27 protein-coding genes and 2 pseudogenes are annotated in these 23,052 nt (G+C 66.8%); 11 read left to right on the forward strand and 18 right to left on the reverse strand.

From position 1 onward, the window contains the following. Positions 1-94 precede the first annotated feature (94 nt). Positions 95-616 carry a transposase gene (locus ACIQ8J_RS30515; protein ID WP_403278374.1) on the forward strand — a complete coding sequence of 174 codons (522 nt, stop codon included), beginning with the start codon at positions 95-97 and terminating at the stop codon, positions 614-616. A 507-nt stretch (positions 617-1,123) separates the two neighbouring features. On the opposite strand, the gene ACIQ8J_RS30520 is transcribed toward ACIQ8J_RS30515, so the two are convergent. The 9 genes and pseudogenes from ACIQ8J_RS30520 to ACIQ8J_RS30560 all read right to left on the reverse strand — a co-directional run bounded on the left by ACIQ8J_RS30520 (position 1,124) and on the right by ACIQ8J_RS30560 (position 7,879). After that, positions 1,124-1,606, reverse strand: a complete 483-nt coding sequence (locus ACIQ8J_RS30520; RefSeq protein WP_403278376.1) for a DUF6192 family protein — start codon at positions 1,604-1,606, stop codon at positions 1,124-1,126. Positions 1,607-1,630: 24 nt separating this feature from the next. Next, a protein-coding gene (locus tag ACIQ8J_RS30525; protein WP_403278391.1) for an IS3 family transposase occupies positions 1,631-2,835 on the reverse strand; the annotation gives its coding sequence in 2 pieces (ribosomal slippage) (positions 1,631-2,541 and positions 2,541-2,835; 1,206 coding nt in all). A gap of 69 nt (positions 2,836-2,904) precedes the next feature. Then, positions 2,905-3,444, reverse strand: coding sequence for a YrhB domain-containing protein (locus tag ACIQ8J_RS30530; protein WP_403276150.1), 540 nt, complete (start codon positions 3,442-3,444; stop codon positions 2,905-2,907). Positions 3,445-3,486: 42 nt separating this feature from the next. Next, on the reverse strand, positions 3,487-3,771 hold the full coding sequence (locus ACIQ8J_RS30535; RefSeq protein ID WP_403276149.1) for a hypothetical protein: 285 nt from the start codon (positions 3,769-3,771) through the stop codon (positions 3,487-3,489). A 229-nt stretch (positions 3,772-4,000) separates the two neighbouring features. Beyond that, positions 4,001-4,573 (reverse strand): alpha/beta fold hydrolase, encoded by a 573-nt coding sequence (locus ACIQ8J_RS30540; protein WP_403276148.1) that lies wholly within the window; start codon positions 4,571-4,573, stop codon positions 4,001-4,003. 407 nt (positions 4,574-4,980) lie between these two features. Further along, a pseudogene (locus tag ACIQ8J_RS30545) lies at positions 4,981-5,940 on the reverse strand (transposase); the annotation flags it as partial. A gap of 125 nt (positions 5,941-6,065) precedes the next feature. Beyond that, entirely contained in the window at positions 6,066-6,323 is a 258-nt protein-coding gene (locus ACIQ8J_RS30550; RefSeq protein ID WP_403276147.1) for a hypothetical protein, read from the reverse strand. Positions 6,324-6,424: 101 nt separating this feature from the next. After that, positions 6,425-7,522: a MerR family DNA-binding transcriptional regulator gene (locus ACIQ8J_RS30555; RefSeq protein WP_403276156.1), complete on the reverse strand. Its 1,098-nt coding sequence runs from the start codon at positions 7,520-7,522 to the stop codon at positions 6,425-6,427. A gap of 204 nt (positions 7,523-7,726) precedes the next feature. Then, a complete protein-coding gene (locus ACIQ8J_RS30560) occupies positions 7,727-7,879 on the reverse strand; it encodes a hypothetical protein (protein WP_403276146.1) in 153 nt (50 codons plus the stop codon). Positions 7,880-8,080: 201 nt separating this feature from the next. Between ACIQ8J_RS30560 and ACIQ8J_RS30565 the strand changes: the two genes are divergently transcribed. Continuing rightward, complete coding sequence (locus ACIQ8J_RS30565) at positions 8,081-8,635, forward strand: HAD domain-containing protein (RefSeq protein WP_403276144.1); 555 nt, start codon at positions 8,081-8,083, stop codon at positions 8,633-8,635. Between the two features lie 165 nt (positions 8,636-8,800). Then, entirely contained in the window at positions 8,801-9,019 is a 219-nt protein-coding gene (locus ACIQ8J_RS30570; protein WP_403276142.1) for a hypothetical protein, read from the forward strand. A 234-nt stretch (positions 9,020-9,253) separates the two neighbouring features. On the opposite strand, the gene ACIQ8J_RS30575 is transcribed toward ACIQ8J_RS30570, so the two are convergent. Then, entirely contained in the window at positions 9,254-10,246 is a 993-nt protein-coding gene (locus ACIQ8J_RS30575; protein ID WP_403276141.1) for a GlxA family transcriptional regulator, read from the reverse strand. 200 nt (positions 10,247-10,446) lie between these two features. Here ACIQ8J_RS30575 and ACIQ8J_RS30580 point away from each other — a divergent pair, with 200 nt between their 5' ends. From ACIQ8J_RS30580 to ACIQ8J_RS30590, 3 genes are all read left to right on the forward strand, one after another. Continuing rightward, positions 10,447-11,685, forward strand: coding sequence for an MFS transporter (locus ACIQ8J_RS30580; protein ID WP_403276140.1), 1,239 nt, complete (start codon positions 10,447-10,449; stop codon positions 11,683-11,685). 634 nt (positions 11,686-12,319) lie between these two features. Further along, positions 12,320-12,502: a hypothetical protein gene (locus ACIQ8J_RS30585; protein WP_403276139.1), complete on the forward strand. Its 183-nt coding sequence runs from the start codon at positions 12,320-12,322 to the stop codon at positions 12,500-12,502. Between the two features lie 193 nt (positions 12,503-12,695). Then, a complete protein-coding gene (locus ACIQ8J_RS30590) occupies positions 12,696-13,127 on the forward strand; it encodes a VOC family protein (protein WP_403276137.1) in 432 nt (143 codons plus the stop codon). A gap of 69 nt (positions 13,128-13,196) precedes the next feature. On the opposite strand, the pseudogene ACIQ8J_RS30595 reads toward ACIQ8J_RS30590, so the two are convergent. The 5 genes and pseudogenes from ACIQ8J_RS30595 to ACIQ8J_RS30615 form a co-directional block, all read right to left on the reverse strand. Continuing rightward, positions 13,197-13,676 (reverse strand): annotated as a pseudogene (locus tag ACIQ8J_RS30595) (transposase); the annotation flags it as partial. 143 nt (positions 13,677-13,819) lie between these two features. Next, positions 13,820-14,227 (reverse strand): transposase, encoded by a 408-nt coding sequence (locus ACIQ8J_RS30600; RefSeq protein ID WP_403276135.1) that lies wholly within the window; start codon positions 14,225-14,227, stop codon positions 13,820-13,822. After that, complete coding sequence (locus ACIQ8J_RS30605; protein ID WP_403276133.1) at positions 14,203-14,988, reverse strand: helix-turn-helix domain-containing protein; 786 nt, start codon at positions 14,986-14,988, stop codon at positions 14,203-14,205. The genes ACIQ8J_RS30600 and ACIQ8J_RS30605 overlap by 25 nt, the downstream gene beginning before the upstream one ends. A gap of 240 nt (positions 14,989-15,228) precedes the next feature. Further along, the gene (locus ACIQ8J_RS30610; protein ID WP_403276132.1) at positions 15,229-15,882 is read right to left on the reverse strand and encodes a hypothetical protein; all 654 of its coding nucleotides are present in this window, start codon (positions 15,880-15,882) and stop codon (positions 15,229-15,231) included. 40 nt (positions 15,883-15,922) lie between these two features. After that, positions 15,923-16,996, reverse strand: coding sequence for a MerR family transcriptional regulator (locus ACIQ8J_RS30615; RefSeq protein ID WP_403276131.1), 1,074 nt, complete (start codon positions 16,994-16,996; stop codon positions 15,923-15,925). Positions 16,997-17,176: 180 nt separating this feature from the next. On the opposite strand from ACIQ8J_RS30615, the gene ACIQ8J_RS30620 reads away from it, so the two are divergent. Beyond that, the gene (locus ACIQ8J_RS30620) at positions 17,177-18,361 is read left to right on the forward strand and encodes an IS701 family transposase (RefSeq protein WP_403276130.1); all 1,185 of its coding nucleotides are present in this window, start codon (positions 17,177-17,179) and stop codon (positions 18,359-18,361) included. 355 nt (positions 18,362-18,716) lie between these two features. Here ACIQ8J_RS30620 and ACIQ8J_RS30625 read toward each other — a convergent pair whose 3' ends face one another. Further along, positions 18,717-19,301 (reverse strand): hypothetical protein, encoded by a 585-nt coding sequence (locus tag ACIQ8J_RS30625; protein ID WP_403276129.1) that lies wholly within the window; start codon positions 19,299-19,301, stop codon positions 18,717-18,719. Positions 19,302-19,524: 223 nt separating this feature from the next. Here ACIQ8J_RS30625 and ACIQ8J_RS30630 point away from each other — a divergent pair, with 223 nt between their 5' ends. Together ACIQ8J_RS30630 and ACIQ8J_RS30635 are read left to right on the forward strand one after the other, a co-directional pair. Then, on the forward strand, positions 19,525-19,797 hold the full coding sequence (locus tag ACIQ8J_RS30630) for a DUF6444 domain-containing protein (protein WP_403276128.1): 273 nt from the start codon (positions 19,525-19,527) through the stop codon (positions 19,795-19,797). Then, positions 19,767-20,330 carry a hypothetical protein gene (locus ACIQ8J_RS30635; RefSeq protein WP_403276126.1) on the forward strand — a complete coding sequence of 188 codons (564 nt, stop codon included), beginning with the start codon at positions 19,767-19,769 and terminating at the stop codon, positions 20,328-20,330. Before ACIQ8J_RS30630 ends, ACIQ8J_RS30635 begins: the two co-directional genes overlap by 31 nt. 21 nt (positions 20,331-20,351) lie before the next feature. On the opposite strand, the gene ACIQ8J_RS30640 is transcribed toward ACIQ8J_RS30635, so the two are convergent. Beyond that, positions 20,352-20,678 carry a hypothetical protein gene (locus ACIQ8J_RS30640; protein WP_403276125.1) on the reverse strand — a complete coding sequence of 109 codons (327 nt, stop codon included), beginning with the start codon at positions 20,676-20,678 and terminating at the stop codon, positions 20,352-20,354. A 199-nt stretch (positions 20,679-20,877) separates the two neighbouring features. Beyond that, positions 20,878-21,819, reverse strand: coding sequence for a DUF6000 family protein (locus ACIQ8J_RS30645; protein ID WP_403276124.1), 942 nt, complete (start codon positions 21,817-21,819; stop codon positions 20,878-20,880). Between the two features lie 234 nt (positions 21,820-22,053). On the opposite strand from ACIQ8J_RS30645, the gene ACIQ8J_RS30650 reads away from it, so the two are divergent. Together ACIQ8J_RS30650 and ACIQ8J_RS30655 are read left to right on the forward strand one after the other, a co-directional pair. Continuing rightward, entirely contained in the window at positions 22,054-22,779 is a 726-nt protein-coding gene (locus ACIQ8J_RS30650) for an alpha/beta hydrolase family protein (protein ID WP_403276122.1), read from the forward strand. Next, positions 22,767-23,018 carry a transposase gene (locus ACIQ8J_RS30655; RefSeq protein WP_403276121.1) on the forward strand — a complete coding sequence of 84 codons (252 nt, stop codon included), beginning with the start codon at positions 22,767-22,769 and terminating at the stop codon, positions 23,016-23,018. Before ACIQ8J_RS30650 ends, ACIQ8J_RS30655 begins: the two co-directional genes overlap by 13 nt. Positions 23,019-23,052: the final 34 nt, after the last annotated feature.

Below are 23,052 nucleotides of genomic sequence, written 5' to 3' on the forward strand. Positions count from 1 at the left end.
CCACAACCTCGCCCTCGCCGGATAGACGAGCAGCAGGGACCACCATCGAACACCTCCTCCTCAATTCCCAAGATCGCTTACGGGACAGCCTTTAGTGGCGGAACTGGTCCGGATGGTGACCGGAGTGGTGATGACCGAGCGCATGGTGGGCAAGTGGCTGCGTCGGCACGGCTTCTCCCCGCAGCGGCACGACCGCCGTCCCTACCGCCAGGACCAGGCGAGGGTGACCGCCTGGCTGCAGGACGAGTACCCCGCGATCTCGGCCAGGGCGAAGGCGGAGAATGCGGTGGTGGCCTGGGCGGACCAGTGCGGACTGCGCTCGGACACCGCTCCGCCCGGACGTTCCTGGGCCCCGAAGGGCCAGACCCCCGTCGTGCGGGTCAACGGGCGTCGCTTCCTGGTGAACATCACGTCCACGATCGCCTCCCGCGGCTCCCTGTACTTCACCGTGTTCACCGAGAAGTTCACCGCGAAGGTGTTCACCACGTTCCTTGACCGGCTCGCCCGCCAGGCCAGACGCAAGGTCCACGTGATCGCCCACCGCCATCCCGTCCACCGCAGCAAGGCCGTCCGCGCCTGGCCCTGTGGGTGCCGACAACCCTGTCACCCTCGCTGAGCCGCGACTTGAGGGCCACGATGTGAGCACATAGAAAGCGCTCGTGAGCCCGTCGGCGCACGCTTGGGAATCATGACATTCCGTCTGGCCTACCGATTCAGCTGCCTCCTGCTCGGCTGGCTGCGGCTGCTGGCCCGCTCCTCCACGGCCGTGGGAGCCGGTGCCGATCGTTCTCGGCAAACGATGCGGTAAAGGCGGCCTCGGCAACTACGGTCATGCTTACGATCGTTGACCGCTGCCGCGCCCCACCGCGGGCAACACGGCCCACGGGAGTCGCACAGCGCAAGGGGGAAACATCTTGCGAGTACAGATCGTCAGAGGTCTCACCGGCTCCGCCCTGATGGCCGGACATTTTATAGCAGCCGCAACGCCTTCGCAGGCGGCTGTGCCTCAGCTGGCCGCCCCGGCACTGATCCAGGCCGACATCGTCCCGGTAACCGTGAAGACCGCCCCGTCGGCCACCACCGCGGGGGTGGTAGCAATGCCGTGGCCGGATCAAACGGGTGCTCAGCGGCCGTTCGCCTCTCGTTGGCCTTCCCGGACCAGATCACAAGACTGTTGCTGGCCTGGCCCGCAACCGCAGGCGACCCCGCAGTGGACTCCCGCACCCGCATCGGCCTGACCAACCTCGGTGCATCCGACCAGAGTCGATGTCGCCCCAATTTTCTCCAGGTGGCGCAGGACCAGGGCCACCTGCGACTCGGTGCACTCCTGGCCGCGCAGCCGTGGCACCAGCCGGCTCGCTCCGGCCACAAACTCCTGGCAGACCCCGATCAAATCGGTGAACTCCATGGAGCGGTGAAAACCTCGCACGATCTGTACCGGGTCCTCGAACTCTTCCTCCTCACCTTCTCCCTGGGGGTAGGTGGCGAAGTCGTCCCCGAAGCCCTCGCCCTCCACCTCGGCCATGTCGAACTGGGCCTGGTTCACCAGCTCCCTGGCCCGGCCATCCTTATCCGGACTACTGGCTGGCGGCTTGAGTTCGGGCATTCCCCCCGGATGTTGGACACGGGGTTATGCGGCTTGTGTCAGCGTAGTTGATGGTTCGTCGAGGGTGGTCTCGTAGGAGATTGGAGATCGTTGTCCGAGGCGGGAGTGGCGGCGTCGGGTGTTGTAGCGGCCGGCCCAGCGGAAGGTGTCGAGTCGGGCCTGACGTGCTGTCGGCCACGCCTTCGCGCCCTGGAGTGTCTCCCTTTTCAGTGACGCGTTGAAGCTCTCCGCGGCAGCGTTGTCCGCGGAGCTCCCGACGGCGCTCATGCTCCTTTTCACGCCCGCTGACCTGCAGGCTTCGGCAAACGCAGCGGACGTATATTGCGACCCGTGGTCGCAATGAAAAATGGCCCCGTTGAGGCTGCCGCGGGTGCGCTCGGCGACGGCCAGGGCGTCGATGACGAGCTCGGCCCGCATGTGATCGGCGATGGCCCAGCCCGCCAGCCGGCGTGAGCACAGGTCGATGACCGTCGCCAAATACAGTGGCTTCGCGCCGCTGACCGGCAAGTACGTGATGTCGCCCACGTACTTGGTGTTCACCGTCGTCGCGGTGAAGTCGCGCCCGATCAGATCGGCGGCCTTCGCTGCGGCCGGGTCGGCGACGGTCGTGCAGTGCTTCTTGCGCAGGTGCACCCCGACGATGTTGAAGGCCCGCATGACGCGCTCGACGCGTTTGTGGTTGATGCGCTCGCCCGTTTCACGGAGCTCGGCGGTCACCCGCGGAGACCCGTAGGTCTTGTCGGATCCGGCGTGAACATTGCTTATTCGTCGGGCGAGTTCAACGTCACCGGCCTGTCGAGCGGCCCGCTTCGAGGCGGTGGCCAGCCAGTAGTAGAAGCTCGAGCGGGCCAGCCCGAGAAAATGGCACAACCGCTTCACGCCGAAGGCGTCCCGGTGGTCGGCGACGAACTGGAAGCGATTCACCAGCGCGTCTCCCCGGCGAAATACTTCGCCGCCCGGCGCAGAATGTCCCGCTCGGTCTTGAGCTCGGCGTTCTCGCGCCGCAGAGCCTCGTTCTCCGCCTCCAGCCCACTCTTCGGCGCCGGGGACGCCCCGCCGGCCGACACCCGACTCCTCCCGGTCCGCCCGGCCGCGCGGAGCCAGTTCCGCAGCGTTTCCGGATTCACGCCCAGATCAGCGGCGACCTCCTTGATCGTCGCCCCGGGCCGCGACTGATACAGCGCGACCGCATCCGCCTTGAACTCGGCGGGATAGTGCTTCATCCCCACAGGGACTCCGTTCTCCCAGATCTACAAGATCCAGTGTCTACGGTGTCCAACCTTCAGGGGGAATGCCCTTCAGCTGGTGGGGTGTTTTCCTGGCTGGATGGTGTGGACACTGAGGACGGGGTCCGGCTCGGGGACGAGGGTCTTGGCGGCGCTTGCCACGAGACGAGCCGGTGCTGAGCCGCTTCGCAGGGCATTGACGTATTCGATGACCTCCGCGTGAGCAAGCGCCGGAACCTTCTGCCGCAGCACGTGCATAGCGAAGATCCGACCGCGAGCTGCTGCCGTCTGGCGTAGCTCGTCGTGCAGGTCGTCGACTGCCGTTCGCGTCGTCATCCCCCGGATGCGGGTCCGGTAGTCCGATTCCCACGCTCCGGTGACCGCTGACACCACCCCGATCGAGTGCAGCCCGCCATCCACACGATCGACGAGAAACGGGCCGTTACCCACCAGCAGATGGGTAGGGTCGCCCGTCCGCACATACTCGGCGGACTGGTATGAGACGACCCACGCCAGTTCGTGCTCTCCAACATGGGCCACCAGCAGCTGCCCCGGAGACTCACGCTCCAGCTGCGACTCCACCAGTCGGATGGCGAATTCACGGTCGATCATTGAGGCAGCATCTCCCACCCGTGGAGGAACGACCAGCCGTTTTCATCCGCGCCTCGGGGCTGAGCTCGGTCTAGTGATCACGGGCATGCCGAGGTCGGTGGGACCGTTCTGGCCGAGGCTGCAGCCGCGTTCCAGACTGCGGTCGAGGCCGACGAGCTTCTCCTTGGCCTTACTCAGGCTGACCTGGAGGCCCTGGACTTCGCCGAGCCAGCCGTTGATGCGGGCCTCGTCGATGCGATCGCTGAGGTAGCGAATGATCTCGACCAGCCGTCCTCGTTGACGCGGCGAGACCTGTCGGCATGGGGCATCTGAGGCAAGAGTGCTCATGCTGGCAGGGGGGTTCCGTAGGGGCGAGCGCAATCGCCCAGTTCGAGCTTGCGCGTGTGGAAGTGCTCCTGGAACTCGCGCCATTAGTCATCGGTAGGTTCGCGGTACTCCTCGATGGGACGGATGGAGCGACGCTTGTCGAGGAAGGCCCGGTAAGAACGGATCAGGTCCTCTTGGAACACGGCTAATGGTGCACTCGGGTATTGGAACTCTCCGAATGGGTCGGAGCTCAGCGGTCGGCGAACTTGGTGACCGAGGCTAGGAACTGGGTCAGGTGGGGGCTGAAGTCTGGGCGGGGCGGCTCTGGGCATCCGGGGAGTTCGTCGCTGTCCGGGTGGAGTCGTCGGAGCGCGTCGACGGTGTGTCGTTGGTGGAACGGGTTCTCTGGGTCTGAGGGGAGCACGCTGATCGGCATCTTGAGCGTTGCCAGTTCGGCGTCAGTGACGCCTCGCAGGGTCTGCCCGTCCAGCAGGGCTCGGATGTTCTGGTCGGATGCACCGAGGTTGGTCAGGCCGATGCGGGTGCGGGAGTCCACTGCGGGGTCGCCTGCGGTTGCGGGCCAGGCCAACAACAGTCTTGTGATCTGGTCCGGGAAGGCCAACGCGAGGCGAACGGCCGCTGAGCACCCGTTTGATCCGGCCACTACGGAGACAGGGTGGCCGGGCAGGGCGGGGGCGAGGTGCTCGACCTCTGCGTCCCAGCCCGGTGGGTGGTGGAGGCGGTCCGGTGCCAGCACCGTGAAGCCCTCTCGTTCGAGGCCGGCTGAGATTCCCGGGGCTGCCCAGAACTGGTCGGCGTCCATGCCGTCCTCCCAGAGTCCGCCGTGGATCAGGAGGACTGTGGAGTTGTCAGTGCGGTGGTGAGGTGTCATCAGTTTTCCCGTGTTGGGGTGCGTTGGCTGATGTCGGCGGCGTAGGCGGCCCAGTCGCCGGCAGCGGCTCGCTGCCATTTGACGGCGACGGTGATGTGGATGCCGAGGGTGCGGGCGAGGATCGCGGCGGGCAGGCGGGTGGCGAGCTGGAACAGGGCGGCGGAGCGGGTCTCGGCGAGGCCGATTCCGAGCTTGCGGAGTCGTTCGCCCATGGCCCAGGTGCTGATCGGGCGGCCGGGCTGGCCTCCGGGGAAGAGCCAGGGCGAAGTCGTCCGGGCGAGGACGGCATGGCTGCACTGGTCGGCGACCTGCTGCAGGGCCAGCTCCCCCAAGGGTGCGGGCAGGCGGTCCACCTTCAGGCGGATCAGGGTGCCCTCGATGATGGGAAGTTCGCCGTCGTGGCCGATCCAGGCACTGCGGGTAGTGAGCCGCGGGTGGATGCGGTCCCAGGCCATCGCCTGGGCGGTGCCATAGCGGTCGGTGACCTGCGTGGTCGCCACGGCCGACTCGCCCCAGGTATCGGGCCTGGCGAAGCGGAACTCCTTGCCGTGTTTCGGGGGCCGTCCGCCCTCGGGCGGACAGATCCACGGCACCGGGACGGGTTTGCGCATCACGCGGTCCGAGCGCATCCGCCCGAGGACCTCCACCGGGAGGCCGCCGAGGAGGTAGGCCATGCGCGGGGCGTCGTAGCCGGCGTCGAAGACGACCAGGATGTCCGGGTCGCCGTCTTCCCACTGGCCTTGGCCGATCAGGTCGGTGACGACGCGGTGGACCTGCCCGGCGGTGACCTGGGCGACATCGTCGTCGGGGCCGAGCCGTTGTGCGTCGAGCAGCTGGCACCATGACGTGCGGCCTGTCTCCAGGGCGGCGACGAACGAGTACGGCCAGCCGGGAATGAACTGGCCGCTGGAGCGTCCCGAGCGTCCGTAGACGTGACAGAACAGCCGGTCCGGGCTGCACGGGGCATCGGGACGCAGCCATAGGGAGACATCGACCGCCAGGACCATGCGCCCGTCGGCGGCCTTCGGCTGCGGCAGCATGGCCAGCGCCTTCCGCAGCCCGGCCACGTCGATACGGCCGTGGTTGAGCGCGTCGTACAACGCGCCGTGTCCACGCCGGTGTTCGGCCAGCAGTGTCAGGTCGACCGGCGAGGTCACCGGGCCGTTCTCGCAGAGCATCGCGTCGCAGATCTCGAACAAGGTGTCACCGCGCCGGGTCAGGCACGCGTAGAAGTCCTCCCGAAAGTGGGACGTGAAGTCGAACGCCTCGTCCCTGGCATCGTGGTGCACCAGACTCACCCCTGCGGCCCTCGTATGAGTGCGGTTCTGTGACGGAACGCATGCTCATGCGCGGGCCGTCCGTCTGTCCTGCGAATGCCCAGGTGAGTGACAGTGTTCGAGGAGTCGTTCGGGCCTGGCCCGCATTAGCGAAGCTGCAGCACCTCGACTTGCTGCTCAAGCGGCAGGTCGTCGACGAAGCGGGCCTTTCCGAAGCGACTCCGTTTATCCTCCAACGCTTCATCCCGAGTGGAGCCAGACAGTGTGACCCATGCCGCCGTGCACCAAGGCTCCTCACCACGGAAGACATGCAGATCGCCTTGGTCGAAGCAGAATGCGTATGTGGTCGGTGTGTCAGTCATCATGACGTCCTTCAGTAGCAACCGCTTCAGCGACAGTCCCATCACCTCGTGAGAACCCCGCCAGTATCTACTTGGAGACCGCCCTTCACTGGCCCACCTGCCCCAAAGGGACCTCAAAGGCTACGGGACCATAAAAAACAAGCTCAGGCTATGAGCAGGCGGAGGCCGAGATCTGCCGCGTCGAGGTCGGCGAGGTCGCTGTTGCGCTCGGCCCACCGGCCGGAGTCGAGGTCGTCGCTGAGGCTTCGTACCGCCCGCTGCTCGGCCTCCGGCCCGACCCTCGTCCACACCGACATCGCACGGCGCACGTGATCCTCCAGATACGCCCCCGGTCGGCGCCAGTACGCCTCGAACAGGCCGTCAGCGCAGTCCCACGGGATGGGCACCGGCTCCACGCGGGCACCGATCGCGTCGGACATCCCGGCAAGCGAGGGAAATTCTGCGAGGACGGCGGCGAACTCGGGCAGGTAGTCGCGGGTAAGCCAGAACCGGTCCTGCCATCCGGGCTCGTCGGTGTCGAACGTCAGCACCACCGCGCGGCGGGCCACGCGGCGCATCTCGCGCAGCCCCGCTATCGGGTCCCCCCAGTGGTGAACGGTGGAGACGGCCATCGCGACGTCGAAGGAGTGGTCCTCGAACGGCAGGTTCTCCGCGGTGGCGGCCACGCACGGTGCCGAGCCGGGAGGTCGCTGCCCTCGCATGACCGCCGATGGCTCCACCGCGGTCACGTCGCGATCGGCAGGCTCGTAGGAGCCGGTGCCGGCCCCGACGTTCAGCACCGTCTGCGCGTCCCCGAGCCCGTCCCAGATCTGCGCGGCGATCCGCGGCTCGGTACGCCGTGTCGCGGTGTAGGCGCCGCCGATCGCGTCGTACAGCCGTGCACCGAGCATCTCCAGTTGCTCCTCCGGTGTCACCATCAGTCCCTTCGCCCGTGCCTCAAGTTCCCTGTCGATGGCCGCCACCATGGCGTCAGCGCGATCACGCCGCTCCAGCAGCAGGCCGCGCAGCCGGCGCAGATGCGCGACCGCGTCGGTGGACGGGTCGCCGACCAGTTCCGCAACCTCCCGCAGCCCGAAGCCCAGCCGCCGATAGGCCAGCACCTCCCGCAGCCGCTCCACGTCGCCCGCCGAATAGGCCCGGTACCCGGCCGCGGTCCGCGCCGAAGGACGCACGAGCTCGATCTCGTCATAGTGATGCAGCGTGCGGACGCTCACGCCGGCCAGTTCGGCCACGCGTCCCACGGTCCAGTGATCCTCCACGGCACCGACTATGCAGCCTGACGCCACGTGAGGGTCAAGCGACTCGCTTCTGGCAGCGAGAGCCGAATGCGGAACAGCGAGTCCGAGGCGACTGCTGCAAGCCACGGCGAGCCAGATCGCCCCTCAGTTCAGCACCGCGGCAACCCACCCAGTTAGCTCAGAGAAGACACCTGTGTCAGATGCTCCCTACTGCTCGTCGACCCAGCCCGGATGCCACGCCTCCAGGAGATCCATGCCAACCTCATCGACCGCCTCCAGGAGGCCCGGGACCAGGGCTGGCTCGGCGAGGTCGCCGCCATCGAGACCACCATGGGCCGCGGCGCAGAAACTGGAGGCCATGCGCGACCGCACAGCACAGCCCTCCACCGTTCACCTCGGCATGCCCGACTTCCGCCGCGATGCCGGTCGAAGCAGCGCCGAGTTCAAGGACTGATCGCCCATAGGAGCCCGATCTTCGCCTCGCAAAGGGCGTGCCCGCTGCCGCTTGGCGAACCTGCTCATCGACTCGGCACCATCAGGTCGAGCCGCTATCGTGCGGCAGTGACCGGTTCTGCACAGCCTCTTCTCTTCCTCGATGTCGACGGACCCCTCATTCCCTTCGGAGCGACGCCGCAGCAGTACCCAAACGGCTATCCGACCTACCCGATCCCCGAAGCGCAGGGGGCCAACACGAATCCATTGCTGGCCAGGATCAATCCGGCGCACGGGCCCCGGTTGGCGGCGCTGCCGTGCGATCTGGTCTGGGCCACGACTTGGATGGCGGATGCGAATGAACACATAGCCCCGCGGATCGGCCTGCCGCAGTTGGCAGTGGTGATTTGGCCGGAGTCGTCCGACCAAGAAGAGCAGGACGAGCGAGACGGACTGCACTGGAAAACCCGCGCCCTCGTCGACTGGGCTGCCGGACACTCATTCACATGGGTCGATGACGAGATCACCGACACCGATCGCGCCTGGGTATCCACGCACCATCCAGGACTTGCTCTGCTCCATCGCGTCGACCCCCGCCTGGGCCTCACCGAATCGGACTTCGTCACTCTCGACAACTGGTTGCGCAGGACTTACCAGGCGCCCACGTCGCCCGGCGCGTCTTAGACCTTCCTGAGTCAGCCTGTCCGCGACACGCCGCCCCCGTACTTCACAAGGCTCTTCATCACCTTCTGTGAGTAGACCGGCACCGAAGTCCCCCGAGAACTGCTTCAAGATCAGTTCGGTTAAGCGTGTGTCAGATGCCCACAACTCCGGCCCGACCCCGGCCAGATGCCCCGGCTTGAGGAGATCCACGACAACCTGCTCGACCGCCTGAAGGAAGCGAAGGACCAGGGATGGCTCGGCGAGGTCGCCGCCATCGAGACGAGCGTGGCCGCCGCTGAAGACAAGCTCGCCTCGATGCGCGAGATGGCCGCCAAGCACACCACCACGAACCTCGGCATGCCGAACTTCGGTCCTCAGACTGGGCGGCACAGCTCAGACAGATGAAGGACGCTCTTCCAGGGAGTGAGCGGTGATCGGGCATCGGGCGTGATCGAACCCCTTGGCCTACCGACCGTGTCATGTGGCCAGGGAACGCCCCGCAGTCGTTGCAGCCTGTGGGGCTGCCTAGGGTAGGCGTCCGCCTCCGCATCTGCCGCGGGTGGCATCATGACACAGGCTCCAAGTCACCTGGCCATGCCTGACGGTGTCGGCCGTGCGAAGAAGGTGAGGCGGCGACGTTCAGTCCGGGGCGTGGCGGGTGCGGAATGCACGACGGTATTCCGTCGGTGAGGTCCTCAGGTGTCTCGCGAAGTGCTGGCGCATCGTCACCGAGGTGCCGAACCCGCAGTGCCGGGAGATCTCCTCAACGGACAGGTCGGTGGTCTCAAGCAACTCCTGTGCATGACGCACCCGTTCGATCACCAACCACTGGAGAGGCGTGGTGCCGGTCTGCTCCCTGAATCTCCGGTTTAGTGTGCGGGGGCTCGTTGCCACATGCGATGCGATGTCCGCCAAAGTGACCGGCTCCCCGAGCCGTTGCCGTAGCCACTGCATCACCGGCCCAAGGGATCCATGGCCGTCGCCGGGCTCTGGATGCGCGGTATACGGCGCCTGACTCCCATCACGCTCCGGCGCCACAACCATATGACGGGCGACGTTGGCAGCGACTGCAGATCCGAAGTCCTGGCGGACCATGTGCAGGCACATGTCGATGCTGCTGGCACCGCCCGCAGAGGTGAGCACGTCACCGTGATCGATAAAGAGCACATCGGTGTCGACCCGCACCTGTGGGTAACGCCCGGCAATAACATGCCGTCGTGACCAGTGGGTGGCGGCGCGTCTGCCGTCCAGCAGCCCGGTAGCCGCCAGCACGCGCGTGCCTCCAGAACTCACTGCGGCGATCCTGACGCCACCTCGGTGTGCCTCGTGCAGCAGGTTGAGTGCCTGGGCCGGTGGTTCTTGGCCTCGGGCGACCCCGATGACAACGATGGTGTCCGCGTCGATAGCGTCCACCAACGGGTACCGAGGGGTGTACTGGTACATCTCGACATCACCAACACCTGTGACAGCCAAGTTTCGGCCGTCACCACACACCCGCACATCGTAGAGACGAGAGCCGAACACCTTACCCCGCTCCTTGCCCAGCGAGTGCGCGGTGCTGAACACTTGCAGCGGCATCGACAAGTCGAAGCTGTGGATCCCATCGAAGACGAGAACTGCCACCCGATGCATGACGACAATCTATCGGAGATCGGCACTCTTGCCACTGTCGCCGGTCTGCAGTCCATTCGACGATGGAGTTGTGATTCTCACTGTTCTCATGACGGCCGGATTCATCGGCCTACTCGTTCTAGTCTCGGCGGGCTGGCTCACTGACAAGCTTCACGGTGACCAGGCGTCGAAAGACAGCGACAGGATGCTGAACTCCTGAGGTGACGGACATCAGCGACGCCGAACGGGACTTGCGCCTGGTCCTCGCAGTACAGGGGCTGCGCGCATTCGGCTACGGCTTCAGCAGCGTGCTACTGGGAACCGCACTTGCGGCAGGCGGGCTGTCCCCCACGCAGGTCGGCGCCGTCTTCGCCACCATGCTCGCGGGCATGGCTTGCGTCTCCTTGATGGCGGCCCGGTACGCGGACCGCCTCGGTCGGCGACGCAGTTATCTCGCGCTCCTGATCGCCATGGGGATCTCCGCCTCGGTATTCGCCCTTACCGACTGTTTCCCGCTCCTCCTTCTCGCCGCGTTCACCGGCACGCTGTCCACAGACCCCAATGAATCCGGGCCGATCACCACCTTGGAACAAGCCATGATCGCGAGCGCGCCTGCCGCGGCCCGCGCCCAGGTGTTCGGCCAGTACAACGCCATCGCCTACCTCGCCGGATCACTCGGCGGGCTGCTCGCCGGCGGCCCCGCTGCCCTGCGTGACCTCTGGCCCAACGTCCCCGCCGACCAGCGTTGGCTGCTCACGCTGGCCGTGTCGGCGTTCCTCGCCGTGCTCGTCGCTCTTCGGCTTAGCGATAGCGTCGAACCGCCGACCGCACACCAGTCCCGAGGGCAACTGACCAGCTCCCGCAGCACGGTGCGGCGGCTCTGCGCTCTCTTCGCGGTCGACGCATTCGCGGGTGGCTTCGTCGTCCAGGCGTTCCTGGTGTACTGGTTTGTCCGCCGTTACGACGCGACCCCGGAACTGATGGGCGCCGTCTTCTCCATTGCCGGGCTGCTACAAGCCGCGTCCAGCATCCTGGCGGGAAAGCTCGGCGAACGCATCGGGCTGCTCAACACCATGGTGTTCTCCCACCTGCCCTCGAACCTACTCCTCGCCGCGCTCCCCTTCGCCCCCGCACTCCCCGTCGCGGTGACCCTTCTGCTCGCTCGCTCCGCGCTCTCCCAGATGGACGTCCCCGCCCGCCAGGCATATGTCGTCACCATGGTCGCCCCCGGTGAACGAACCGCCGCCGCGGCCTATACCAATACCGCACGCTACGTCGCGCGGCCGGTAGCGCCCTTGGCCGCCGTCGCTCTCTCCCAGCTTGCCTGGAGCTGGCTGCCCTTCCTCATCGCCGGCAGCTTGAGGATCGCCTACGACTTCACCCTTTTCGCGCTTTTCCGGCACGCGCGCCCGTCCATGCCCGACGAGACGGCTCGTGTCCCTTCCGGAGACGCACAATGAGAATTATGCGGGCCGTGACGCTGGCTCGAGCTGTCGCTCGGCTCTCCGTAGGCAGGCTTCCGCGAGGGTTCGCGGCTCCACTGCAGCTCCACTCGTGATCCAGCGATCGGGGAGGACCGGATGCGGCACCAACGGCTGCCTGCACCAAAGCCGAAGCGCGTCGTACAGGGCCTCTCTGCTGTAACTGTCGGCTTGGCAGGACAGCAGCAGTCCGGCCGATGCCACGTCAGTTGCACTCGACAGCTAGGCCGCTGAGGCGTGCAGCGTGGGGCAAGGAAGCAGTCCAGGTGGAGTGGAAAGGATGAGGTTCGTGGTCAGTGTCTATCACGGGCGTACCCGGCGGGGCCGCCCAGTACCAAATCTTGGTGGGCGACGGAGATCCAGCACTCAAGGGAGCAGGTCAACTGCAGGCGGGATTCAAGCTCTCATACGGCCAGCAAGCTGACCCGGGCGGTGCGACATTGGAACCGAGAAGTGCCGTGGCAGCGGGGATTCAAAAACCCCGAGGAGCGCACCGGCCTCAAGGAGCATGTCCACGACGTGCGTTGGGAGAGCATCCCTATGCGCTCGTGTCATTTCAAGCCCTTGTGTTCGTTGCTCGCTCCTCCGGCCGGACCCGGCCCAGCGCGGCCGATTGGAGGAGACCCGCGACAACCTCATCGCCTGCGTTGTCGAAGCCGAGCACGAGGGCTGGCTTGGCGAGGCGGAGGGACTCCGGGTCAGCCTCGCTGGCGCCGAGGAGAAGCTCACGCAACTCGACGCTTGGCTGCATCGAAGGTCATCGGAGGTATTCCTCGGCGTCCCGTCGATCGCCTAAGTCCCGTAACTGATCTTTAGCAGCACGAGAGTGGCTGGCCGGGATTGCATCCCAGGTTCCCTTTGGGGAAGCACTGACCTCGGTTCACCCCTGCGACCGCACGACACAGCAACGGGTAGCAGGTGCCTCCTCCCGACAAGGTGCGGACCTACCGACCCGGGGAGATGAGCGAGGCCCCTGCTATCGTGCGCCGATGTCAACGATCAAACAGTTCCAAGTGACCTTCGACTGCGCGGAACCTGCGCGGCTCGCCGCCTTCTGGTGCGAGGTGCTGGGGTACGTCGTACCGACGGTCCCGGAGGGCTTTGCCACGTGGGGGGAGTACCACCGCTCGCTGCCGCCCGAGGACGAGATCTACTTCGCGTGTACTGATCCCTCGGGTGTGGCCCCGCGCCTGCTCTTCCAGCGAGTTCCCGAAGGCAAGGTCGTCAAGAACCGGGTGCATCTCTGTGTACGGGCCGGCGCCGGGCTCGTGGGTGACGAGCGCCTGGCCACACTCGAGGCCGAATGCGCACGGCTGATGGCGCTCGGCGCGAAACACGTGCTGACGCAGCGCGCCGATGGCGTCAACGAGTCGTGCATCACGATGCAGGACATCGAGAGCAACGAGTTCTGCCTCGCCTGATTCTCCTCCGAGACTGCGAGGTGGGGAGCTGTCTCCCGTGGACCTCTCAGGTCCCGCATGCGGCGGGAGTCATCCCGTGAGAGCAAGGTTGTGCAGGCGGGCAACGCCGTGCATCGCGTGGCGCACACCATCGCCTCTCAGGCGGCAGTCGCGCAGGATCTTCCAGGTCTTCATCCGGGCGAATGCGTGCTCGACGCGGGCGCGAACCCGTTTGTGACTCTTGTTGTGGGCCTCCTTCCAGTCGGGCAGTTCCTCGCCCTTGCGCCGGCGGTGCGGCATGATCAGGCCGGTGCCCAGGTAGCCGCCGTCCGCGATCGTTGTAGTGTTGCCGACCGCCTGCCGCCCACCGGATTCGACCCAGGCCCGGCAATCGTTGCGGTTCCCCGGCAGCGGACGGCCGACCACCACAACCAGTCGGGTGTCGGCGTCGATGACCACCTGGTGGTTCGTCGAGTAGCGATAGTTCTTCGACTGCTCGGCGACCTGGTGGTCGCGGGTAGGTACCAGTGTGCCGTCCACGATCAGCACCGCGTCCTTGGCGAATCGCCTAAGGCGCGCGGGCTCAGTCCGGCGAACGGGGCTACCCAGGACGGCTCAGACGCCGTGATCACACCAACCACGGCCAAGATCATCCCACGGCAAGATCACTTACGGGACTTAGTGGTCGGCTCTCGAAGTCCTTCGGGGGTTGATCAGGCTGCCAGGGCCACGGAGGATTCTTCTTGTCGGTCGGCGGGTGTGTGTCGGTCGAGTCGGGCCAGCAGATCGTCCAGGTCGGGGGTGGTGAACTTCCACTGGAACGGCTGTGCCGTGGCGTTGTAGCGGTCTTCGAAGGCTCGGAGCCGGTCCCGGACCTGGGTCAGGTCCGTGAAGTCGTTGGGCTGGACGACCTTGCGCTGGACGATCGAGAGGAAGATCTCGATCTGATTGATCCAGGAAGCGTGCACGGGGGTGTGGACCATGGCAGCGTTCGGAAACGCCGTGGTCAGACGGTCAATGGCCTTCTTTCCCCGGTGGGAGGAACCGTTGTCGACGATCCAGAAGGCGCGTCTGGCGCTCGCGTAGGGCTCGGCGGTCATGACCTGGGCGACCAGGGCCATGAAGGGGACGATGCCGGTCTTCGGCTCACAGCGGCCGAAGACCTTCGCGCGGTGGACTCGTAGGCGGCCAGGTAGGCCAGCGCACCACCGCGGCCGTACTCGTGGTTGACGCGCATCGACCGGGCCCGGCCCGGGGCCAGGGTCGGTTGGCAGCGGCAGCGGGCCTGGACGGAGGTCTTCTCGTCGCTGGAGAGGACGTACTCGTCCTCGCCCAGCGGGACACCCTCGAACGTGCGGGCGTAAAGGTCCAGGACACGTTGGGCCTTGGGGCGGAAGTCCGGGTCGCGGATGAAGATCCAGGACCGAAACTGCCAGGGCTTGAGCGCGTCCGCGCGCAGCCAGCGGCGCACCGTGGACGCGGAGACGGTATCGGTGATCCCGCGCGCGGTCAGCTCGGCGGCCAGCTCCGGGCAGAACCAGCGTGACAACGGCACGCCCGTCTCGGCGGGCAGCTGGCAGGCCAGTGCCTTGGCCTCGGCGGCCTGCAAGGGGGTGAAACGGGCGGGGCGCCCGGAGCGCCTGCGGTCGGACAGCGCCGGCAGCCCGCCATGGGCGAACCTGCCGCGCCAGGTCCGGACCGTGTCCACGTGCAGGTGGGTCTCGGCTGCGATCCTGGCATTACCCCGGCCACGTGCCGCAAGGAGGACGACTGCGGCGCGCTGCCGGGCTTGGTGCGGAGTCTTGTGCCCGTAAGCCATCTTCTTCAGCCGGTGGCGCTCGGCGGCGGTCAGCACCACCGCCACGGCAGCGCGTATGGCCACGTACCCGTCCCCCCGATCCTGCGGCAGGCTGATCAGCCTAAATGATTTCGACTGTCCCCCGCTTTTCCTTCCACATCGTTGGATCTTCAGAAGGCAGGAAGAGCGGTAGTGACCGGCATGTTGACGGCCCGCCGACCGTCAGGTCGGCGGGCCGTCGTGATCGTTGAAGGTTCGTCGGCTCACAGGAAGGCGGCCGGTGGCCTACATGCGTGTCTCGCATGTCACCGCGGTTCGGGGCGCTCACGCGGCGGACCGGACCTTGATCGCGTGGCTGAGGGTGGCCTGCTCGTCGTCGGGAAGGCGACGCTCGGCATGGAGCATGCGCAGAGCGTTGGTGATGCGTTCCTCGTCCTCGGCTGTGCCGAGGCTGCCCATGTACGGGGGCAGCAGCAGGCTCAGGGCTTCGAGGTCCGCGCGTGCGCAGAGCGTGGTGAGAAGTTCACCGACCGGGTCTTCGTGGTGCTGCGGTGCGGGCCGGTCGGTGGCACGCAGTCCTGCGGCGATGCGGTAGAGGAGCCATTGCTGGTGGGGGCCGGCCGGGACGTGGTCGATGTGCTTGGCGGCGGACTCGAAGTGTTCGCGGGCCTGCTCGATCTGGCCCAGGTCCCGGTGGGCCCGGGCCATGTTGCCGTGAAGTGAGGCGTAGAAGCCGCGGACACGCTCGTCGCCGACCTTGTCGGCCCGGGTCAGGCACTCCTGGTTCCAGCGCAGGGTCTCCTGCGGGGTCGGCTGGTGCCGGGCGAGGTAGTGCGCGGCGATGCAGGCGTCGTAGTCGACCTCGGCCGCTTCCCACGCTTGAAGGAACAGGTCCCGTGCTCGGCCATCTCGTCCTTCGGCCTCGGCCTGCATACCCTGCGCGCACAGCTGCACGACGATGTTCTCGGGGTCGGTCACGGTTCTCCTGAAGTGATGAGGGTGCGGTGTTGGGGAAGAATCAGCTGGAGGTGCTGAGGGCGACGGGCATGATCAGCGTGGTGAAGCTGCCCTGGTCCGCGGAACGCACCACGACAGGCCGATCCACGGCGGAGACCTCCAGCAGAACCTCGGGCCCGACACTGGCCTCCAGAGCGGAAGCCAGGACGGCGGGATCGAAACCGATCCGCTGGGGCAGGTCTTCATGGCAGACCGCAGGCAGGATGGCGGCGTTGGAGTGATGGGCAAGAGAGACGTCCAGCTCGTCGCCGGCGAAGCTCAGAGCGATGCGTGCAGCGTTTCCGTGGCTGTTGACCGCGTCACGAAGGGCCAGGCGATCCACGATCACACGGTATTCGGGCGGGGCCAGGGCCGAGAGCATCTCGCGGTAGGCAGGGAACAGCTCGTCGGTCGTCACCAGGGAACGGGACTCTGACGTGCTGCGTGCGCGGGCGCCGTCCGGTCCGACCTGGATGGTGACCTCGTGGACTCGCGCCGCCCATTGCCCGAACTCGATCAGGTCAGCCGCGTGCACCAGCAGGCGGCAGGGCCCTCCGTCGAGCACCGTCGGCCTCAGGACGCGCATCGACAGGCGATAGCGATCGGTAGCCACCAGACGAACCTCGCCGTCATCGATCTCGATGAGGACACAGCCCAGCGCGGGGAGTTCCACGTCGGAGGCGGCGGCCGACACCACCTGGCGTACCGCACTGGCCAACTCCACGCCGCCGATTCGCGCTTCCGTCGTACTGCCGGCAGTCGAGAGGGAACGCAGAGCCACGGTGATGGCGGCCTTGGCCGTCTGCGTCTGGTCCCGCATCCTCTCCAAGTGCCGCTTCAGCACCTCGCGGCCCTCGCGCTCGGGCCCGTCGAGCACCACGGTGACCTCAGCCAGCGGCAGTCCCGCTTCTCGCAGACTGCGCAGGAGAGCGGCACGGGCCTCCTGAGCAGGACTGTAGAAGCGGTATCCCGTCGCCCCGTCAACCCACGCCGGCCGCAGAACGCGGCAGTCGTCGTAGAAACGCAGGGCGCTCGGAGCGAGACCGACCCGTCGCGCGAATGCGCTGATGCTCAGTAGTTCCGTGGTGCCGTCCATGGCCCCGATTGTCGACGTTCATCCAACTTGAAGGTCAACTCGGCCTTCGGCCTGGTTCCACGCCACCGCCTGGCACGGGACTCCCTCAGCGTCAACCTCTGAAGGACTTCGAGAGCCGACCACTTAGTACTGCAACGGTGCTTGTCGTGACGGGTGGGCAGCTTTGTCGTTGGTGTGGTTATGGGTGGGGATCTCGCTGATGTCGGGGCGTGGGCTGGGGAATTGAATGCAGTGCAGGGGCGGTTCGTGCACCGGTTCAACCGGGAGGAGCCGCGGCAGTCGGCGCTCGCCTATATGCGGGGGCTGATTGCTCCGCTGGAGCGGAAGAACGGCTGGACGCTCGCGGAGGAAGCCGGGCATGCGGGCCCTGACCGGATCCACCGGTTGCTGAACCGGATCGAGTGGGACGCCGACGAGGTCCTGGACGACGTGCGCGACTACGTCGTGGAACACCTCGGAGACCGGGATGCCGTACTGATCATTGATGACACCGGATTCCTCAAGAAAGGCATCCGCTCGGCCGGCGTGCAACGGCAGTACTCCGGCACCGCCGGACGCACCGAGAACAGTCAGATCGGTGTGTTCCTGGCCTATGCCACCGGTCGCGGACGCACGCTGATCGACCGCCGTTTGTATCTGCCCGCGTCGTGGACCGACGACCGGGACAGGTGCCGGCAGGCCGGCATCGACGACAGCGTCGCCTTCGCCACGAAAGTGGAGATGGCCAAGGCGATGGTCCGCCGGGCGATTGCGGACCAGGTCCCGTTCGGGTGGGTGACGGCGGATGCCGCCTACGGCTTCAGCAAGGGCTGGCGCTTCGAGCTGGAACAGGCCGATGTCTTCCACGTCATGGCCACCACCCGGCACGACACCGTCGTCACCCGCTGGTCCATCGACCATCCCGTCCACGACCTGTTCCCGGGCCTTCCCCGGCAGAAGTGGAAACGCCGCTCGTGCGGCCAGGGGGCCCACGGTCCGCGGATCTACGACTGGGCCCGCGTCGAGGTCCGCCCGTGGCACCGCGAGGACCGCCGGCACTGGGTGATTGCCCGCCGCAGCGTCCGCCGGCCCGAAGAGATCTCCTACTACATTGCCTACTGCCCCGCCGACACCACCCTCGACGAACTGATCCGCGTCGCGGGCAGCCGGTGGGCGGTGGAGGAGTGCTTCCAGAGCGCGAAGCAGGAGTGCGGCCTGGACGACTACCCGGTCCGCCGCTACCCCGGCTGGCACCGCCACATGACCCTGGCCATGGCCGCCCACGCCGCCCTGACTGTCCTGCGGGCCCGTGAACTCGACACGGAGAAAGCAGAAACGGATCCTCCCCGCTCATCCGCCTCAGCCTTCCCGAGATCAGACGCCTGACCAACCGCCTCACCCACCGCTGGCCCGCCTCCGTCGAGCATGTCCTGCACTGGTCCCATTGGCGCCGGAAAAGGCAGTACCAGGCCCGCCTCAGCCACTACAAACGACGCGGCCACACACCACCAGAAACTGCCCACCCGTCACGACAAGCACCGTTGCAGTACTAGGCCGTGACCGGCATCCGCCCGGTCACGGTAGTCGTGGCTTCGGCCGAGCTCGCGGAGCGCAACGACAGCTGCATGCCGTCGGTCTCTGTCCACCTGCTTGCCGCCCCTCCCGCGATTTCCGGGCAAAGTACCACCCCGGGAACCGGGCTGGCAGCGGCTGGCGGCGCATCTGGGGCGACGCGATGGGCTCAGGTGCGCGGCGGCAGGACCTCGATCACGATGGCCGTGCCGACGGCAGGTCGGGCTTCGTGCATGGTGATCACGTCGCCACACTTCAGGTGCCTCCACTGCTCGGGACTCAGGGGAGCCAGTCGAACATCGGCGGTCTCTCCCGGGCTGAGATCCTGCGCATTCTCCACCCACAGCCTCGCGATGTTCAGCTCTCGTTCCCCGTTGGCGGTGCGGTTGCCGATGTCCCACATCGGCCGGAGCCGACCGTCTGCGGAGAAGGCAGTCCGACGGCGGCCTTCCTCCGCACCCATCAGGCTGAGGGTCGCCCGGACCGTGCCGTGCCGTACTTCCCAGCCCCGCCACTCACACCAACGACGGCTGCGGTCGAGCATCATCTGCTGGGCGGCTTCGGCAAGGAGCCTCCAGAAGTCCACGGACACCGGGTGGACATCCCCGATCTCGATGAGAACGCCGAGCACCATCCCCCAGTCCTCGCGCACGATGTCCTCGCGCACATCCCCGACGGTCTGGCCGTTCTCTGCCACGGCGTCCTCGGGCAGCAGGTCGACGGCCTGCCGGAGGAGTGTGAACGCGTCATCCATGTCCTGCATTGTCCCCTGCCCCGGGCGCCCCGTTCACGGGCGACCAGGCCGGAGTTGGCGGCGCGACACGCCCGGATACGCCCAGGCGCCGAGATTGTTTCCCACTACTTTTAGCAACTCGCCTGCGATCGGCCTCGCCGGTCCTTGAGCTGGGTAGTTCGGATGTAACTGGATAGGTCTGTGGCGCCCGGTTTGATCTTGGTGTCTGGTTTGGTGTTGTCCGGTGGTTGTGTCTGCTGACCGGTCGCCGTCGTATGAGGAGCTCGCCGCGCTGGTGGTGGAGCTGCGTGGCGAACTGGCCGCGGCGCGGGCGCGGATCACGGATCTGGAGGCCCGGCTGGGCCAGAACTCGAAGAACTCCTCGAAGCCGCCGTCTTCGGACGGGCTCGCGAAGCCGGCTCCGGGCAGGTCTTCGACCACGCCGAGGCTCGCGATCACGGTCATCGGCGTTGCTGGGTCGTCCTCGTGGACGGCGCCCAGCACCAACTCGACCTGATCCAGGCCGAGGCCCGTCTTCGCGCGATCGAGGTGCACATCGTCATCGACATCGTCCACGTGCTCGAATACCTGTGGTCGGCGAGCTGGTGCTTCCACCACGCGGGCGACCAGGCCGCCGAGGACTGGGTCGCCGCCCACGCGCTCGCCATCCTGAACGGTGACGCCGTCGAAGTCGCCGATGCCATCCAAGCCCAGGTCAGCCAGGCCGAGTTGAGTGCTGAACAACGCCGTGGAGCCGACGTGTGTATCCGCTATCTCCGCACCAAGGCCGAGTTCCTGCGCTACGACCAGGCCCTCGCGGCCGGGTGGCCCATCGCCACCGGGATCATCGAAGGCGCGGCACGCCATCTCATCGCCGACCAACTCGATAGCAGCGGAGCCCGCTGGGGCCTCGATGGGGCCGAAGCCGTCCTGAAACTCCGTGCCGTCAGCGCCAATGGCGATCTCGAAGCCTACTGGGAGCATCATCTCGCCGCCGAACATCAGCGTCTCTATCCGGCTCACCAGCACCGATACGCTCTCACCGCCTGAGAACCACCGCTCCGCTTCACGCTACCGGGCGTTGGTGTTCCCCAGTTCGGCAGCCAACGCGGCCATGTCCCGCAGGTGCTTGTAGTACTCGGACGCGCCGTCATCATCGATCGACGGCAGGACCTTCTCAATGGCCGCAAGGCAGCCGAGCAGGATCTCGCGGCGCTTCCCTTCAAGGGGCCCTGACAGCGACGAGACGACACAGCCGGCGGTTTCCGCGTCGAGCAACACCATGTCTTCGCCTTCGATCTCTCGACCGCGCATGTGCGGTGGGAATGGCGCGCGCATGTGCTCTTCCCACATCCGTGAGAGCCGTTCCAGTTCCGATTCGCTCATGTTCGCGATCATGCCCTACATCCAGGCTCTGCGGAAAAGAGCACCCTCAGAGCCGTCGAATGACCGCGCGACCTGTTTCTTCGGCCATGGACGCCTGCCTGCCAACCCGAGGACCACCTCACTCAGAACGAGCCGCACCCAACTAAGAACCTCGGGGCGGACCGAAGCGGTCGAAATCCTCCCGATCCAGGTGCTTGGACAGGCCGTCGAGCTATCGCATGTGTTCCCGAAGTCCGGCTGCCGCGGTCTCGGCCGAGGCGAAGAAGTCCCAGTGGGGACGGATGCCGGGCTCCGGCTGTCCCGACCAGCTCAACTCGACCAGCGCCCAGCGGATCGGGTTCTCGGCGATTTCGAAGAGCACGTGGTCTCGTTCGCTGCAGTGCGCGGCCGCAATCAGCGGACGCTCCGCGAGCGGGTGGCTCGGCTTGAGGTCGGCTGAGACTTCCGTCACGAGTTCGGCCTCGAAGACGGCTCGGTCGTGTCCGGGGATGGGGACCCATCCAGTTGGCAGGCTGACGGCCCGTTGCTCTGTGCCTGCTGGGTCGGCCTGACGTGCTTTCTCGACAAGGGCACGGAGCTCGGCGACGCAGTTCTTCTGGGCTTCGAGGTATTCAGGGGACTTGTCGCGCGTCCACTGATGCCAGAGCCCATCCGGAGCGGTGAAACTTTCGGCGTAATCGCTGCCGAGTTGCGTGTCGATGTCGAGCAGGGCCCCGATGGCCCAGTGCTGGTCGTAGTGGAGATCGGGCCGGCGCAGATACTGGTCGAGGTAGTCGCAGAGGATCTGAGCGTCTGCCGACGTGCCGAAGCAGGCCAGCGCGAAGCAGTAGCCCTGACCGGCGTAGGTCTGGCGACTCTCGATAAGCAACTCGCCGATCCGCTGGCGTTGCCGTGTGTGGCCGCCGATGCCGGCCATCCACGCGGCGACCAGGCGCTCACGCCAGCCGGAGCACTGTCCAAGGAGCGCGGCGAACTCCTGGTCGTCGACCCGCGCGGAGTCCGCGATCAGCTCACGGAAGAAAGCGGCGCGCTCCGCCGGCTCCACCCGCCGCTGCTGCACGTTGCCGTGGAGCAGTTCGAGATGGCGGCGGTCAACGGAGACATAACGGCGGATTGCAGCGCCGAGCGCGGCCGGATCGGGCAGGTCATCCATTCGATCATCTTCGGGTGCCAGCCGCGTGAGTGTCGACTGGATTAGCAGTGAATCATTTCGCGACTCAGCTGCAGGTGTCGGTGAGCTCTTCGGTGGGCTCGGCGAACTCGCTTGGATGCCACCGCCCTATGCCGAGCCCGGCCGCTTCAGCGAGCACGAGGTCACCGTCGGCACCGGCCCACTCGCGGTGTCAGGCACGGTGAGCGTCCCCCGCGGGCAGGCTCCCGTCCCGGCGTGGTGCTGCTCGCCGGTGGCGGGCCGTTCGACCGCGACGAGACCAGCGGGCCGAACAAACCGCTCAAGGACCTGGCCTGGGGGCTCGCCAGCCGCGGGACGACGGTGCTGCGCTTCGACAAGGCGACATACGCCCACCGCGATGTGGCCGCGGCATCGGACCTGACGATGACGCAGGAATACGTGCCGCATGCCGTCGACGCGGTCGGCCTGCTCCGTAGCCACCCCTCGGTGGACCCCGGGCGGGTCTTGGTCCTCGGCCACAGCATGGGCGGCAAGGTCGCCCCCGCCGTCGCCGTCGCCGCACCCACGGTGGCGGGCCTGGTGATCATGGCCGGTGACACGCAGCCGATGCACCACGCCGCTGTTCGCGTCGTCAGCCACCTCGCCGGCGTGCTTCCCGACCAGGTCCCACCCGCGGTCATCGAGACCTTCCAGCGGCAGGCCACCCTGGTCGACAGCGCGGAGCTCACGCCCTCGACCCCCGCAGCGGATCTGCCGTTCGGCCTGTCCGCGCCGTACTGGCTCGAACTGCGTGACTACGACCCGGTCGCGATCGCGGCCGGACTCAGCAAGCCGATGCTCACCCTCCAAGGAGGACGCGACTACCAGGTCACCGTCGCCAACGACCTGGTGCGATGGCGGACGGGCCTGGCCGGCCGCCCGGAAGCCGACATCCGTGTCTACGAAGCCGACAACCACGCACTCACCTCATGCCGCAGATGAAGGAGTTCATCGCCGCGAACGAGGAGTGGCTGACCGTCTTCCACTTTCCCGTCTACGCACCCGATCTCAACCCGCAGGAAGGCATCTGGTCACTGGTGAAACGGACCATCGGCAATCTCGCCGCCGCGAACCTCGACCATCTTGCCACCGCAGTGAAGCGCAGCCTCAAGAAGACCCAGTACTGTCCGCACCTCATCGACGGCTGCCTTGCGGGTACTGGCCTGGCCATGGACGGCTGACGCCAAACCAAGCCGGTTCAGTAGCGGCGTCCCG

It is taken from the genome of Streptomyces sp. NPDC094147 (assembly GCF_044764265.1).
Lineage (GTDB): Bacteria > Actinomycetota > Actinomycetes > Streptomycetales > Streptomycetaceae > Streptomyces.

Excerpts from the sequence above, each read along its gene's own strand:
- ACIQ8J_RS30655 (WP_403276121.1), top strand. The coding sequence starts at position 22,767 with ATGCCGCAGATGAAGGAGTTCATCGCCGCGAACGAGGAGTGGCTGACC.
- ACIQ8J_RS30550 (WP_403276147.1), bottom strand. The coding sequence starts at position 6,323 with ATGGGACTGTCGCTGAAGCGGTTGCTACTGAAGGACGTCATGATGACT.
- ACIQ8J_RS30530 (WP_403276150.1), bottom strand. The coding sequence starts at position 3,444 with ATGATCGACCGTGAATTCGCCATCCGACTGGTGGAGTCGCAGCTGGAG.
- ACIQ8J_RS30640 (WP_403276125.1), bottom strand. The coding sequence starts at position 20,678 with ATGATCGCGAACATGAGCGAATCGGAACTGGAACGGCTCTCACGGATG.
- ACIQ8J_RS30540 (WP_403276148.1), bottom strand. The coding sequence starts at position 4,573 with ATGGACGCCGACCAGTTCTGGGCAGCCCCGGGAATCTCAGCCGGCCTC.
- ACIQ8J_RS30620 (WP_403276130.1), top strand. The coding sequence starts at position 17,177 with ATGGGTGGGGATCTCGCTGATGTCGGGGCGTGGGCTGGGGAATTGAAT.
- ACIQ8J_RS30535 (WP_403276149.1), bottom strand. The coding sequence starts at position 3,771 with ATGAGCACTCTTGCCTCAGATGCCCCATGCCGACAGGTCTCGCCGCGT.
- ACIQ8J_RS30645 (WP_403276124.1), bottom strand. The coding sequence starts at position 21,819 with ATGGATGACCTGCCCGATCCGGCCGCGCTCGGCGCTGCAATCCGCCGT.
- ACIQ8J_RS30560 (WP_403276146.1), bottom strand. The coding sequence starts at position 7,879 with ATGGCCTCCAGTTTCTGCGCCGCGGCCCATGGTGGTCTCGATGGCGGC.
- ACIQ8J_RS30615 (WP_403276131.1), bottom strand. The coding sequence starts at position 16,996 with ATGGACGGCACCACGGAACTACTGAGCATCAGCGCATTCGCGCGACGG.
- ACIQ8J_RS30600 (WP_403276135.1), bottom strand. The coding sequence starts at position 14,227 with ATGGCCCTGGTCGCCCAGGTCATGACCGCCGAGCCCTACGCGAGCGCC.
- ACIQ8J_RS30625 (WP_403276129.1), bottom strand. The coding sequence starts at position 19,301 with ATGGATGACGCGTTCACACTCCTCCGGCAGGCCGTCGACCTGCTGCCC.
- ACIQ8J_RS30570 (WP_403276142.1), top strand. The coding sequence starts at position 8,801 with ATGCCCCGGCTTGAGGAGATCCACGACAACCTGCTCGACCGCCTGAAG.
- ACIQ8J_RS30575 (WP_403276141.1), bottom strand. The coding sequence starts at position 10,246 with ATGCATCGGGTGGCAGTTCTCGTCTTCGATGGGATCCACAGCTTCGAC.
- ACIQ8J_RS30590 (WP_403276137.1), top strand. The coding sequence starts at position 12,696 with ATGTCAACGATCAAACAGTTCCAAGTGACCTTCGACTGCGCGGAACCT.
- ACIQ8J_RS30520 (WP_403278376.1), bottom strand. The coding sequence starts at position 1,606 with ATGCCCGAACTCAAGCCGCCAGCCAGTAGTCCGGATAAGGATGGCCGG.